This window comes from Pseudomonas sp. R5(2019) (assembly GCF_009905435.1).
Lineage (GTDB): Bacteria > Pseudomonadota > Gammaproteobacteria > Pseudomonadales > Pseudomonadaceae > Aquipseudomonas.
The window spans coordinates 1-13,519 of record NZ_JAAAMT010000045.1 but is presented as its reverse complement, the minus strand read 5'-3'; the positions used below and the strand labels follow the sequence as shown (position 1 = coordinate 13,519).

General features: G+C 62.0%; 10 protein-coding genes. 2 read left to right on the top strand and 8 right to left on the bottom strand.

Annotated elements, in window-relative coordinates; genetic code table 11:
- Nucleotides 1-227: 227 nt before the first annotated feature.
- Both GUY40_RS22655 and GUY40_RS22650 read left to right on the top strand, forming a co-directional pair.
- The gene (locus tag GUY40_RS22655) at nt 228-731 is read left to right on the top strand and encodes an inclusion body family protein (protein ID WP_166571142.1); all 504 of its coding nucleotides are present in this window, start codon (nt 228-230) and stop codon (nt 729-731) included.
- Between the two features lie 123 nt (nt 732-854).
- On the top strand, nt 855-1,367 hold the full coding sequence (locus GUY40_RS22650) for an AidA/PixA family protein (protein ID WP_166571141.1): 513 nt from the start codon (nt 855-857) through the stop codon (nt 1,365-1,367).
- Here the strand turns inward: GUY40_RS22650 and GUY40_RS22645 are convergent.
- From GUY40_RS22645 to GUY40_RS22610, 8 genes are all read right to left on the bottom strand, one after another.
- Nucleotides 1,331-2,323: an arsenic resistance protein gene (locus GUY40_RS22645; protein ID WP_166571140.1), complete on the bottom strand. Its 993-nt coding sequence runs from the start codon at nt 2,321-2,323 to the stop codon at nt 1,331-1,333. The genes GUY40_RS22650 and GUY40_RS22645 overlap by 37 nt on opposite strands.
- Nucleotides 2,324-2,441: 118 nt before the next feature.
- Nucleotides 2,442-2,759 carry an EAL domain-containing protein gene (locus tag GUY40_RS28450; protein WP_166571164.1) on the bottom strand — a complete coding sequence of 106 codons (318 nt, stop codon included), beginning with the start codon at nt 2,757-2,759 and terminating at the stop codon, nt 2,442-2,444.
- A 137-nt stretch (nt 2,760-2,896) separates the two neighbouring features.
- Nucleotides 2,897-4,387 (bottom strand): efflux transporter outer membrane subunit, encoded by a 1,491-nt coding sequence (locus GUY40_RS22635; RefSeq protein ID WP_166571139.1) that lies wholly within the window; start codon nt 4,385-4,387, stop codon nt 2,897-2,899.
- Nucleotides 4,384-7,491: an efflux RND transporter permease subunit gene (locus GUY40_RS22630; protein ID WP_166571138.1), complete on the bottom strand. Its 3,108-nt coding sequence runs from the start codon at nt 7,489-7,491 to the stop codon at nt 4,384-4,386. The genes GUY40_RS22635 and GUY40_RS22630 overlap by 4 nt, the downstream gene beginning before the upstream one ends.
- On the bottom strand, nt 7,488-10,589 hold the full coding sequence (locus tag GUY40_RS22625) for an MdtB/MuxB family multidrug efflux RND transporter permease subunit (RefSeq protein ID WP_166571137.1): 3,102 nt from the start codon (nt 10,587-10,589) through the stop codon (nt 7,488-7,490). Before GUY40_RS22625 ends, GUY40_RS22630 begins: the two co-directional genes overlap by 4 nt.
- Nucleotides 10,586-11,908, bottom strand: a complete 1,323-nt coding sequence (locus tag GUY40_RS22620) for an MdtA/MuxA family multidrug efflux RND transporter periplasmic adaptor subunit (protein ID WP_166571136.1) — start codon at nt 11,906-11,908, stop codon at nt 10,586-10,588. Before GUY40_RS22620 ends, GUY40_RS22625 begins: the two co-directional genes overlap by 4 nt.
- A 321-nt stretch (nt 11,909-12,229) precedes the next feature.
- Nucleotides 12,230-12,730, bottom strand: coding sequence for a thiol peroxidase (gene tpx, locus GUY40_RS22615; protein WP_166571135.1), 501 nt, complete (start codon nt 12,728-12,730; stop codon nt 12,230-12,232).
- Nucleotides 12,731-12,853: 123 nt separating this feature from the next.
- Nucleotides 12,854-13,120 (bottom strand): DUF1652 domain-containing protein, encoded by a 267-nt coding sequence (locus tag GUY40_RS22610; protein ID WP_166571134.1) that lies wholly within the window; start codon nt 13,118-13,120, stop codon nt 12,854-12,856.
- Nucleotides 13,121-13,519 lie beyond the last annotated feature (399 nt).

The following is a 13,519-nucleotide window of genomic DNA, read 5'->3' as shown; positions in this document are numbered from 1 at the left end:
TCTCACTCTGGTCACGCTGCCAGCGCGTGAAATTGACACTGCTTCATCGCGCGCTAGGCTCGTCTGGCGAGCTGCTGAACGGATCCGGCAGCTGCCACTCAGGACGAGGAGCGAAGTACCAGAAGCAACACTGATGACGTAGGGATGCACCGTTCTGGAAGGCATTGTGGATCCTGTGTTCAGGACCTCGAAACCACCGACCAAACTGATAAAAAGGACGTTGAATCATGTCACGAGTCATTGATGTGTCTGTCTGCATGGATACCGAAACCATCCTGCAAAAATACCCGAACCCCAGCAAGAACCCCGACGCACCGACCCTGATTGACTGGAAGCACGTTTACATGATCACCAATCAGGACAACGTCGTGTCCGGTCAGGCAGGCGGCGAGTTGGACCTCAAGGCCCAGGTGGGGGATTTGATTCGCTGGCGGGAAACCAGCCTGTCCTTTGGCTTCGAGAAGTCCGTCATTTTCTACCGATTCATCGGCAATGTGGGCAATGAACTGATCTCCACCCCCACCCCACGCAAGGCCACGGCCTCCTACGCCCTTCCCAACCCCAGTAACCCTTCGGTGCCTACCTGCCAGAAAGTCGATAACTACTATTGGTCGTCGGAAACACTGTCCGTCGGCCGAGTCACCTACCACTTCAATTTCATGATCGTGGATCGCGATTGCAAGCCTTGCGGTTTCTTCTCATGGGACCCGTTCATTTCGATCCACAACTAAGGCATCACTGTTGAACAAGCGCCCCTTGAAACAAGGGGCGTTTTAAACTGCTGACAAACCTCTTGCAGGAGCGGCTTCAGTCGCGAAGGCCTGCACAGCAGGCCCAAAGCAAGGAGACCCATCGTGTCCGCAAAAGCCCTCGACAGACACATCCTTTTCATCATCGATGCCGAACGCATCATCAGTGATCACACAAACCCTAGCCTCTCGGAAGAGGCCCCGACCTCGCTCGATGCTGACTATCTGTTCCTGCAGGCGACCCGCCCGGAACAGTGGCAGGGCCCCGCCCAACAGCCCTTCGCGCTGGCGGCCCAGCCAGGTGACCAGATCTACCTACGCGCGGCGCCGGTAGCATTGCGCGGTGAACACATCGTTTGCCTGAACGCCATCCATTTCGACGACCCAGAGGTCGTGAGCGCGCCTCGACCCACGCTACGCAGCGGGGTCAAGCTTGCCACACCCTCTTTTGAGGACCTGCTGAAGCTGCAGATTCAGGTCGTCGATGACCACTGCTGGAGCAGTGAGGTGCAGGCGCCAGGTACCACAGGGTGCGAAATCCACTTCCTGCTGCTGAACCAGGACTGCACGCCACAGGGGCATTACCTTCTGCACCTGACGTTGCAATTCATGTCTTGATTCCGCCAAACAAGAGCGGGTATTGCGCGGATGTAGATTAGCTCACCCATCAACTCGACCAGCGTTTGGGTGATCACCGCGGCGGCCGCAAGCCCTCGAACTTCTTCAGGCAAAGCCAGAGCCAGCGGGAGAACCACCAGAGAATTACGCGTTGATGAGCTGAACGTGACCGCCCTGGCAGTCGACGACGGCAGCTTGAAAGCTCTCGAAGCCAACGCCCCCATCAGCGGAGCCAAAAGCATGAAGCCGATGTACACAGGGATGACCGGAGCAAGCTTGTCGATGTCACGAACCACCGAGGAGATTTGAGAACCAACCACCGCGATCAGAACCGCTGCCATTGCCGGGACAGGCAGCCAGGCCCAGGCGGCATTCCAACCGCCGACGACGTTCGACTTTTTGGCCAGAGCTGCTGTCACCACGGCCAACAACAAAGGCGCGACAATCAGCACGAGAAAAGCTTCGACAAAAGGGCCTACCGAGATGACGACTTCGGACTGTCCACCCAGCATAAAGGCCAGGTACACGGGTAGCAGCACAAGCTGAAGCAGCAACAGAATCGGTGTTGCCGCAAGAATCCCGCGAGAATCGCCCCTGCCAATGTGCGTAAAGACCACGACGTAATCGATACACGGAGTCAGCAGTACCAGGAGAGCACCGACAAGGATTGCCGGGTGATCCGTGAGACCTCTGGTGAGCCCCCATACCAACAGTGGAATCAGTACGAAGTTGGCGATAAGCAGGGCTGACATGAAGCGTTTGTTGCTGAGGCCTTCGCGCAGGTCGAGAAAGGGAATTTGTAGGAACATCGCGTACATCAGCACGGCAATAGTCGGGGTCACCAGCGCATTCAGGCCCTGCGCGGCAGAAGGAACCATCAACCCACCGATTGCAGCGCCTATGACCGCGACGAAATAGATCGGTATCTGGTTCTGTTCAAGTGCATCCCTATCCACAGTACTCCCCTCGTGTATCTAAAAGGCCGTCAGCCCCGGAACCAACTCCTGGTGTTCTGCAACCAGCTGCGCACTCATGTGCTCAGTGGTCACCACGTTGCCAGCGGTGGGCGCACCCTCAGGCCGACACCCGCTCGGCCTGACGAATCCGCTCCATGAAACTCCCCGCCGGCAACGGATGCCCCAGCAAATACCCCTGCAAGGAATCACACCCAAGCTCGGTCAGGAAACATTGCTGCCGGTCCGTCTCGACCCCTTCGGCGACGATGCGCAAGCCCAGTGCCTGCCCCAGCGCGACAATGGCCGTCCACAAATGGACAGCGCGGCCGCCGGCGGTGGCGATGCGCCCACTGAGATCGAGGGCTGTGTACGAGGCCAGGATGGCCACGCACAAGGAGATGAAAACCAGGGAGGGAGAGTAGCTGCCAATGAGCATGTGACGTACCACGACGATTACATCGAACGGCATTCCATGCCCGAGTTAAAAACCGGTGATTGTACTCAAGCCTTCAGGAAACGCACGTAAATCTCATTTGGCGATTATGGGTGGTACGGCCCTCTCCTCACCGCCAATCACTCTTGTTGCGCAAACGCCGCCTCAGCGTCCCAACCGCCCCCCAGCGCCGCGATCAGCTGCACGCTGGCAATCAACCGCCCCTGCAGCAAATTCAACACAGTGCGCTCGTTCGACAGCGCTGTGGTCTGCACATTGACCACGTCCAGGTAGGCAATCAATCCGGCCTTGTACTGGTTGTTGGTCAGGCGCAGGGATTCACGGGCCGAGTCCAGGGCTTCCTGGCGCACACCGGCTTCTTGCTCATAGACCTTGAGCTGCACCAGGTAGTCCTCGACTTCACGGAACCCATCCAGGACGGTCTGGCGGTACTGGGCGACGGTCTGGTCATAGGCCGCCTCGGTGCGCTCGACCTCGGCCGAGCGCTGGCCGCCGTCGAACAGGGTCATTGCCAGTTGGGGGCCGACCGACCAGAAGCGGTTCGGCAGGCTGATCAGGTTCTGGAAGGTGCTGCTGCTGTAGCCACCGCTCAGGCTCAGGCTCAGGTCCGGGAAGTAGGCCGTCCTGGCCACGCCGATGTCGGCGTTGGCCGCCATCACCGAACGCTCGGCGGCGGCAATGTCCGGTCGCCGCTCCAGCAAGTGCGAAGGCAGCGACAGCGGGATCTGCGGCAAGACCGGGATGTCGTCGCGCACCGCCAGGCTGAAGTCGGCGGGGGCCTTGCCGAGCAACACCGCGATGGCGTTTTCCAGTTGCGCCCTCTGCCAGACCAGATCAATCAGGTCGCCCTGGGTGCTCTTGAGTTGGGTTTGCGCCTGGGCGACCGCGTCCTTGCCGGAAACACCGGCGCGGTACTGGTTCTGGGTCATGGTCAGGGAGCGCTGGTAGGCCTCGACGGTGGCTTCGAGCAGGCGCTTCTGCTCGTCGATCACCCGCAGTTGCAGGTAGTTCTGCACCAGTTCCGACTGCAGGCTCAAGCGCACCGCGGCCAGGTCAGCGAGGCTGGCCTGGGCACTGGCCTTGTCGGCCTCGAGTCCACGGCGCAGCTTGCCCCATATATCGGCTTCCCAGCTGACGCCCAACTGGGTGCTGTAGGTGTTGCGGATGCCGCTGCTGGAGCTGGTCAGGCTTGAACTGCTGCTGCCGGTGCCTTGGCTGGAGCGGGTTTTACCGGCGCTCAGGTCCACGGTCGGCCAGAACGCCGCACGAGCGCTGCGCACCAGCGCCTGGGCCTGGCGGTACTGCGCTTCGGATTGGGCGACGGTCTGGTTGGACCGGTTGAGTTGCTCGACCAGGTCATTGAGCTGTGCATCACCGTACAACTCCCACCAGGCGCCACGGGCCAGGGCATCGGCGGGCTGTGCCTGGCGCCAGCCATCGGCCTGCTTGAACTGAGCCGGCGTCGAGACTTCGGGCCGCTGATAATCCGGGCCGATGGCGCAGGCGCTGAGCATCAACAGGCTGAGGCTCAGGCTCAACAGGCGCGAGCCTGGGGCGCAGATCAGGCGCTGCAGGGGCTGGCTGGCAACAGAAGGCAGACGTTCGGTCATAGCGGGGTATCCAGGGAAGCATCGGTACGCACGCCGCGCCAGTGGTTGAAGCGATGGCGCAGGCGGTCGAGGTAGAGGTACACAACGGGGGTGGTGTAAAGGGTCAGGACCTGGCTGAAGACCAGCCCGCCGATAATGGTCAGGCCCAGCGGCTTGCGCATCTCGGCCCCTTCGGCGCTGCTGAGCAACAGCGGCAAGGCACCCAGGATTGCCGCCAGCGTGGTCATCAGGATCGGCCGCAGGCGCAGCAGGCACGCCTGGCGGATCGATTCCAGCGGCGTCAGGCCATTATGGCGTTCCAGTTGCAGCGCCAGGTCGATCATCAGAATCGCGTTCTTCTTGACCACCCCGATCAGCAGGAACAGGCCCAGCAACGAAATCAGGCTGAACTCGCCGCCCAGCGCATAAATGGTCAGCAAGGCGCCAACGCCTGCGGACGGCAAGGTCGACAGGATAGTCAGCGGGTGAATATAGCTTTCATAGAGAATGCCCAGCACCAGGTACACCACCAGCAATGCACCGAGAATCATGAACGGCTGACTCTTCTGGCTGGCGGCGAAGGCATCGCTGGTGCCGGCGACCTTGGCAATCACCTCCTCCGGCAAGCCGACCTGGGCGACGGCCCGCTCCACCGCGACCATGGCCTTGTCCAGGCTGGCGCCTTCGGCCAGGTCGAAGAAGATACTTTCCGAGGCGAACTGGCCTTCGTGGCTGACGCGGTCGTTGGCCAGGCTGTTCTCGTAGTGGGCAAAGCTGGACAACGGCACCCGTGCGCCATCGGCGGTGATCACCTGCACTTGCTCCAGGGTTTGCGGGTCCCTGGCGTATTTGGGGTTGATCTCCATGACCACCCGGTACTGGTTGAGGCTGTCATAGATGGTCGAGATCTGCCGCTGGCTGTAGGCATTGTTGAGCACGGTAGTGACCATGTTCATGTCGATGCCCAGGCGCTTGGCCTGATCGCGGTCCACCACCAGGGTCACTTGCTGGGTGCCGCCGCCTTCACGGGCATCGATGGCCGTCAGTTCGGGCAGGGCCTTGAGCGCGGCGACCACTTTCGGGTACCAGAGCCTGAGCGCGGACAAGTCGCCGCTTTGCAGGATGTACTGGAACTGCGCGGTGCTCTGCTCACGCCCGCCGCCGAACTGCAGGTCCTGGTCGGCCATCAGGAACAGGCGCCCGCCCGGCACCTTGGGCATCGACTTGCGCAGGCGCTCGATCACCTTCTGCGCCGAGTCCTTGCGCTCCTTGATGGGCTTGAGGCGCACCAGGATCAGCGCGTTGTTGATGCCGCTGTTGCCACCAATGAATCCGGCCACGCTTTCGACCGCCGGATCCTCGAGGATCGCGCGGCGGTAGATTTCCATTTTCGGTTGCATCACCGAGAACGACAGGCCGTCGTCCCCCCGGGCAAAGCCCATCAACTGGCCGGTGTCCTGCTGCGGCAGGAAGGTCTTGGGCACCACCACATACAGGGCAATGTTGACCGCGATGGTGATCAACAGGCTGGCCAGGGTCAGGCGCGGGTGCTTCAAGACCCAACCGAGGCTGCGGTCATACACCGCCATCATTCGCTCGTTGAGGCCACGGCTCCAGCGTTGCAGACGATTCTCGGTGCCGGGCACATGGGGCTTGAGCCAGCGCGCGCAGAGCATCGGGGTCAACGTCAGGGACACCACCAGCGAGACGATGATCGCCACCGTCAGGGTGATGGAGAACTCGCGAAACAGGATTTCGACGATGCCGCCCATGAACAGGATCGAAATAAACACCGCCACCAGCGAGACGTTCATCGACAGCAGCGTGAAGCCGACTTCCCTGGCCCCCAGGTAGGCAGCTCGCATCGGCTCGACGCCCTCGTCGATATGCCGGGTGATATTCTCCAGCACCACGATGGCATCGTCGACCACAAGGCCCGTGGCCAGGATCAGGGCCATCAGCGACAGGTTGTTCAGGGAAAACCCGCACAGGTACATCACTGCGAAGGTGCCGACCAGCGACACCGGAACCGCCAGGGTCGGAATCAACGAAGCGCGGAAGTTACCCAGAAACAGAAACACGACGAGAATCACCAGCGCCACGGCAATCAGCAGGGTCTGTTCGGCCTCGTGCAGCGTGGCCTTGATCACCGGCGAGCGATCCATGGCCACGTCCAGCTTGACGCTGGCCGGCAGCACCGCCTCAAGGGCCGGCAGCTGCGCCTTGATTTGCGCCACCGTCTCGATGATGTTGGCGCCGGTCTGGCGGTTGACCACCAGCAACACCGCTTCCTGATCATTGAAGAATCCGGCGTTGTAGCGGTCTTCCACGGCGTCGGTGACCTTGGCCACATGGCTCAGGCGCAACACCGAACCGTCTGTGTAGCGAATCACCAGCGGTTCGTAGTCCTTGGCCTTTTCCAGCTGGTCGTTGGCCTGCACCTGCCAGCTGCGCCCGGCGTCTTCGACAAAGCCTTTGGGCCGGCGCACGTTGGCATTGGCGATGGTCGTGCGCACTTCATCGAGCGACACGCCGTACTGGTTCAACAGCTGGGGTTCCAGTTCGATGCGCACCGCCGGCAGCGAACTGCCGCCGATCTGCACTTCGCCGACACCCGGCACCTGCGACAGGCTCTGGGACAGGATGGTCGACGCCAGGTCATAGAGCTGGCCCTTCTGCAACACATCGGAGGTCAGCGACAGCACCATGATCGGTGCCTGGGACGGGTTGATCCTTTTGTAGGTGGGCATGCTGCGCATACCGCTGGGCAGCAGATTGCGCGAGGCGTTGATGGCGGCCTGGACCTCGCGGGCGGCGCCATTGATGTCCCGGTCCAGGTCGAACTGCAGGATCACCCGCGTCGAGCCCTGGCTGGAGCGGCTGCTCATGGTGTTGATCCCGGCAATGCTGCCGAACGAGCGCTCCAGCGGCGTGGCCACGCTGGAGGCCATGACCTCGGGGCTGGCGCCGGGCAGGTTGGCCGAGACCACGATCACCGGGAAGTCCATCTGCGGCAGAGGCGCCACCGGCAGCAGGTTGAAGCTCATCCCGCCCAGCAACAGAATCGCCAGGCTCAGCAGCATGGTCGCCACCGGGCGACGGATAAACGGGCCGGAGAGGTTCATGCCGACGCCTGTTCGTTGCTCTGGGGACCACGCCGCCAGCGCCGCCCGAGCCGGTCAAAGTACAGGTAGATGACTGGCGTGGTGAACAGCGTCAGCACCTGGCTGAGCAGCAGCCCGCCGACCATCACCAGGCCCAGAGGCTGACGCAGTTCGGCGCCGGAGCCGGTGGCGAGCATCAATGGCACGGCCCCGAACAACGCCGCCAGGGTGGTCATCAGGATCGGCCGGAAGCGCAGCAGCGCCGCTTCATAGATGGCGGTTTGCGGGTCCAGCCCACGGTTGCGCTCCGCCTCCAGGGCAAAGTCGATCATCATGATGGCGTTTTTCTTGACGATACCGATCAGCAGGATGATGCCGATGATCGCGATCATGCCCAGGTCGTTGCCACTGATCAGCAAGGCCAGCAAGGCGCCGACGGCAGCCGAAGGCAAGGTCGAGAGAATGGTGATCGGGTGGATATAGCTCTCGTAGAGCACGCCCAGCACGATGTACATGGTCACCACCGCCGCCAGGATCAGCAGCAAGGTGCTCGACAGCGAGGCCTGGAAGGCTTCGGCGGCGCCCTGGAAGCGGGTCTGTACGCCGACCGGCATGCCGATGTCCTGCTGGACCTGCTCGATGACCTCGACCGCCTGCCCCAGCGCAACGCCGGGCGCCAGGTTGAAGGACATCATCACCGCCGGGAACTGGCCGATATGGGCGATCGCCAATTGCGCCTGGCGTTGCTCGATGCGTGCCAGGCTCGACAACCGCACCTGCGCGCCGTCGGTGGTCTTGACGTGGATCTGCTCCAGCGCCTGCGGGCCGATATCGGCTGCCGCCGCGGCCTGCAGCACCACGCGGTACTGGCTGGCCTGGGTGTAGATGGTGGAAATCTGCCGCTGGCCGAAGGCGTCATACAAGGCGTTGGTAATGTCCGCCACGTTGACGCCCAGCCGGCTGGCGGCGTCGCGGTCAATCGCCAGGTACACCTGCAGGCCCTTGTCCTGCAGGTCGCTGGCAACGTCGGTGAGTTCCGGGCGCTGGGCCAGGGCATCGGCCAGCTTGCCGCTCCATTGGGCGAGCAGGTCGGCGTCCGGCGAAGACAGGCTGAACTGGTACTGGGTGCGGCTGACCCGGTCTTCGATGGTCAGGTCCTGCACCGGTTGCATGAACAGCCGCACACCGACCAGCGTGTCGACCTGCGGCTGCAGGCGGGCAATCACCTGGGCGGCCGTCAGGTCACGCTCGGCATGGGGCTTGAGGTTGATCAACAGGCGCCCGCTGTTCAGCGTGGCGTTGTCGCCGTCCACACCGATATAGGACGACAGGCTGACCACAGCCGGGTCCTGGAGAATGACCCTGGCCAGTTCCTGTTGGCGCTCGCTCATGGCCGCGAACGACACCGATTGCGGCGCCTCGGAGATGCCCTGGATCACCCCGGTGTCCTGCACCGGGAAGAAACCCTTGGGCACCGCCATATAAAGGAAGACGGTCAGCCCCAGGGTCGCAACCGCCACCAGCAGGGTCAACGGCTGGTGCTTGAGCACCCACTGCAACTTGCGCCCGTAGGCCTCGATCATCCAGTCGATCCAGGCGCCGCTGGCCCGGTAGAAACGGCCCTGCTCGTGTACCTTGGGTTCGCGCTTGAGCAGGCGCGCGCACATCATTGGCGTCAGGGTCAGCGAGACCACCAGGGAAATCAGGATCGCCACCGCCAGGGTAATGGCGAATTCGCGGAACAGCCGGCCGACCACGTCAGCCATGAACAGCAGCGGGATCAACACCGCGATCAGCGAGAAGGTCAGCGAGATCAGGGTGAAGCCGATCTGCCGGGCGCCCTTGAGGGCCGCCTGCATCGGCGTTTCGCCCTCTTCGATATGGCGGGAAATGTTCTCCAGCATCACGATGGCATCATCGACCACGAAGCCGGTGGCAATGGTCAGCGCCATCAATGTCAGGTTGTTGAGCGAGAAGCCGGCCAGGTACATCACCCCGAAGGTGCCGATCAACGACAGCGGCACGGCAATGGACGGGATGAGGGTTGCACTGACCCGGCGCAAGAACAGGAAGGTGACCATCACCACCAGGGCGATGGCGATCAGCAGCTCGTGCTGCACGTCCTTGATCGAGGCGCGAATGGTCTGGGTGCGGTCAGTCAGGACCATCACATCCAGCCCGGCAGGCAGGTTGTCGGTGATCGACGGCAGCAGCGCCTGGATGCGGTCGACCACTTCGATGACGTTGGCCCCGGGCTGACGCTGAATATTGAGCAGCACCGCCTGATTCTGGTTGGCCCAGGCCGCCAGACGCTCGTTTTCCGCGCCATCGACGATTTCGGCGACGTCCTTGAGGCGCAGCGGCGCGCCATTGTTGTAGGCCAGGATCAGGTTGGCGTATTCCTCGGGGGAACGCAGCTGGTCGTTGGCATCGAGCATCGAGACCCGGGTCGGGCCGTCGAAGTTACCCTTGGGCTGATTGACGTTGGACGCGCCGATCAGCGTGCGCACATCGGCCAGATTGAGGCCATTGGCCGCCAGCGCGTCAGGGTTGACCTTGATCCGCACGGCCTGGCGTTGGCCGCCGGCAATGCTGACCATGCCGACGCCGCTGATCTGGGCGATCTTCTGCGCCATGCGCGTGTCGACCAGATCGTTGAGCTTGGGCAGCGGCATGGTTTTGGAGCTGATGGCAACAGTGAGCACCGGGGTATCGGCCGGGTTGACCTTGTTGTACACCGGAGGCGCCGGCAAATCGCTGGGCAACAGGTTGGTGGCGGCGTTGATGGCGGCCTGCACCTGCTGCTCGGCCACGTCCATATTGATGTCGAGGTTGAAGCGCAGGGTCAGCACCGAGGCGCCACCGGAACTGGTGGACGCCATCTGGGTCAGGCCGGGCATCTGCCCGAACTGGCGCTCAAGCGGTGCCGTGACGGCGCTGGTCATCACTTCCGGGCTGGCGCCGGGATAAAGGGTCATGACCCGGATGGTCGGATAGTCGACCTGGGGCAAGGCCGATACCGGCAACAGGCGGTAGGCAATCAGGCCGGCCAGGACAATGGCCAGCATGCTGAGTGTGGTCGCTACCGGACGGAGGATGAACAGCCGCGAGAGATTCATGCGCCCGCCTTGTCCTTCTTGCTCACCGCTGCCGAATCACCCTGCCCCTGCAGGTGCTGGCCGGGGGTGGTGGGCACTTCGGAACTGTCTTTGACGACTTCCACTTCACTGCCGTCGCGTAACCGGTCAGTGCCCTCCAGCACCACCCGGTCCCCCGCAGCCAGGCCTTCGGTCACGACGGTGTTGGTGCCATTGCTGGCACCCACTTTCAGGGTGCGGATCTTGACCTTCTTGTCACCGTCCAAGACGTAAGCGAAGGTGCCATTGGTGCCAAACTGAATGGCCGCCGACGGTGCCAGCACCACACCCTTGAGGGTGTCGGCCAGCAGCTTGACGTTGACGAACTGGTTGGGGAACAGCGCTTCGTCCTTGTTCTCGAAGCGTGCCTTGAATTTCAGCGTACCGGTGGTGATATCGATCTGGTTGTCGATGCTGCGCAGTACGCCGCTGGCCTGCTGCTTCAGGTCGCTGCGATCCCAGGCCTCCACCGGCAGGCTCGCGCCGCTGCGAAAGCGCGCCAGCACCGGGGTCAGGCTGGCTTCAGGCAAGGTAAAGCTGACCGTAATCGGCTGGACCTGAGTGATCACCGCCAGTGCGGTAGCGTCGTTGGCGGCCACCAGGTTGCCGACGTCCAGTTGACGCAGGCCGACACGGCCGGTGATCGGTGCGCGGATCCTGGTGAACTCCAGGTTCAGCCTGGCATCCCCTACCGCGGCCTGGTTGGTCTTGATCGTGCCTTGATACTGGCTGACCAGGGCCGCCTGGGTGTCGAGGGTCTGCTTGGCGATGCTGTCTTCGGCGTACAGACCGCGATAGCGCTCCAGGTCCAGCTGGGCGTTTTTCAGCTGCGCCTGATTTTGCAGCAGCGTGCCTTCGGCCTGTTGCAGGGCGATCTGATAGCTGCGCGGGTCGATCTCGACCAGAAGGTCCCCAGCCTTGACCATCTGCCCTTCCTGGAAGGCGACCTTGACCAACTCCCCCGCTACCCGGCTGCGCACGTTCACGGTGTTGGTGGCCGTCACCGTGCCGAGCGCCTTGTAGTAGACCGGGAAATCCCCCAGGGTCGCCGGTGCTACGCGCACCGGAACAGCACCGGCAAAGGCGCCGAAGCCCGGGCGACCACCGCCGCCCGCGCCGCCTCTTCCTGGCCCGCTCAGCCCGCCTTGCCCGCTTTGCCCGTTTGGCCCGCCGGCCTTGTGCGCCGTGGACGCAGGCCACAGCCACCAGCACAGGGCGGCAACGATCAGCAGGATCAGCAGGCCGAACAGCCAGCGAGGAAATGTGCGGGAACCGGACGAATGCATGGAGTGGTCAACCATTGTGCGCGAGAGCTTCTACTGGGGGAGGCTGAAAGATAAGCAGTGGCCGAGGAATTAGCAAAGCGCCTTTACCGGCAATTTACCTATCGCTGACGCAAGCCAAGCGTCTGAACTACAAACGAAAACGGCCTGGACAAGGCCAGGCCGCCACAACTTGTATCACATCTCACTCAAGGATTGAGCGACACCGTTCTGGTAGGAGCAGGCGGTCCGGCGTTCCGGCTCGCCCGCGATGAACGATGACGCAATTCTCCTGAAAAACCGCGGCGCCTTCATCGCGGGCGAGCCCTGCTCCTACCGGCATTGGCCGCTGTCGACGCCTTATTTCAGGACAGCAAGGGCCGCGTCGTAGTTCGGCTCTTCAGCGATTTCCTTGACCAGTTCGCTGTGCAGGACTTTGTCGTTCTCGTCCAGAACCACAACGGCGCGAGCGGTCAGGCCGGCCAGTGGGCCATCGGCAATGGCAACGCCGTAGTTTTCGATGAACTCACGGCCACGCAGGGTGGACAGATTCTGGACGTTTTCCAGGCCTTCAGCGCCGCAGAAGCGCGCCTGGGCGAACGGCAGGTCAGCCGAGATGCACAGCACAACAGTGTTGTTCAGCTCGTTGGCCTGGGCGTTGAACTTGCGCACCGAAGTGGCGCAGGTCGGGGTGTCCACGCTTGGGAAGATGTTCAGCACTTTGCGCTTGCCGGCAAAACTCTTCAGCGTCACGTCAGCCAGGCCAGCGCCGACCAGCGAGAACGCAGGGGCCTGGGCGCCTGCCTGTGGCAGTTGACCATTGACCTGAACCGGATTGCCTTTAAGAGTCACTTGAGCCATGAACGAAATCCTTGTGAAAGGTTTTGTAAGGGAGCAGAAGTTAAACACAAATTATTCCGTCCCACCTACCGGGGCAGAATAATTTGTTGAACAAGTGGACAATATCTTGAGTGACGGGGGCACTCAGTGCGTAACGGCACGCAGGGGAGCACGCTGCGGATGTTCGAGGCGCACGCGCAATTCGGCAATCAAGTCGGAAATGTCGCGACTGCTGGCCAGGCGGTCGGTGGAAATCCCTTCTACCCGTAACTGGACGTGGTTGGTAACAGGGTCCGAGATCACGACGGTGAGGGTCTCATCCGGGGCGACCTCACAGGTGCAGTGACGCGGTAGAAATCCGCATTCGATGATATTGCGAAGTTCCAGCGAAGAAAGACCCAGGCACATCATGGTTCACTTCCTCAGGCAGAGACAGCGAAGGGAGGTTGTCCTCCTGTATATACCCCTCATTACGACGTCGCAAATGGACTGCCGATGATTCCTTCAATCAGGCAGAGGGATGTGATTGGCTCAGAACATGGTGGCGGGAATAAATCGATTCAGCGGGGTCACTTGAAGCGATTATCGAGGCTTGCAGAGAAAACCGCCTGTCGATTTGTTTAAAACTCCAGGGCCTCATCGCGGGCAAGCCCCAATGCCGGTCAGTTAAGAATTGAGCGACACAAACCCTGTGGGAGCGGATTTATCCGCGAATGAAAACACCGCGGTTTATCAGGCATTGCGCGGCGCCTACATTCGCGGATAAATCCGCTCCCACATGCTCTGCGCCTTAACTGACTGGCATTGGGG

Excerpts from the sequence above, each read along its gene's own strand:
- GUY40_RS22655 (WP_166571142.1), top strand. The coding sequence starts at position 228 with ATGTCACGAGTCATTGATGTGTCTGTCTGCATGGATACCGAAACCATC.
- GUY40_RS28450 (WP_166571164.1), bottom strand. The coding sequence starts at position 2,759 with ATGCTCATTGGCAGCTACTCTCCCTCCCTGGTTTTCATCTCCTTGTGC.
- GUY40_RS22635 (WP_166571139.1), bottom strand. The coding sequence starts at position 4,387 with ATGACCGAACGTCTGCCTTCTGTTGCCAGCCAGCCCCTGCAGCGCCTG.
- GUY40_RS22630 (WP_166571138.1), bottom strand. The coding sequence starts at position 7,491 with ATGAACCTCTCCGGCCCGTTTATCCGTCGCCCGGTGGCGACCATGCTG.
- GUY40_RS22625 (WP_166571137.1), bottom strand. The coding sequence starts at position 10,589 with ATGAATCTCTCGCGGCTGTTCATCCTCCGTCCGGTAGCGACCACACTC.
- GUY40_RS22620 (WP_166571136.1), bottom strand. The coding sequence starts at position 11,908 with ATGGTTGACCACTCCATGCATTCGTCCGGTTCCCGCACATTTCCTCGC.
- tpx (WP_166571135.1), bottom strand. The coding sequence starts at position 12,730 with ATGGCTCAAGTGACTCTTAAAGGCAATCCGGTTCAGGTCAATGGTCAA.
- GUY40_RS22610 (WP_166571134.1), bottom strand. The coding sequence starts at position 13,120 with ATGATGTGCCTGGGTCTTTCTTCGCTGGAACTTCGCAATATCATCGAA.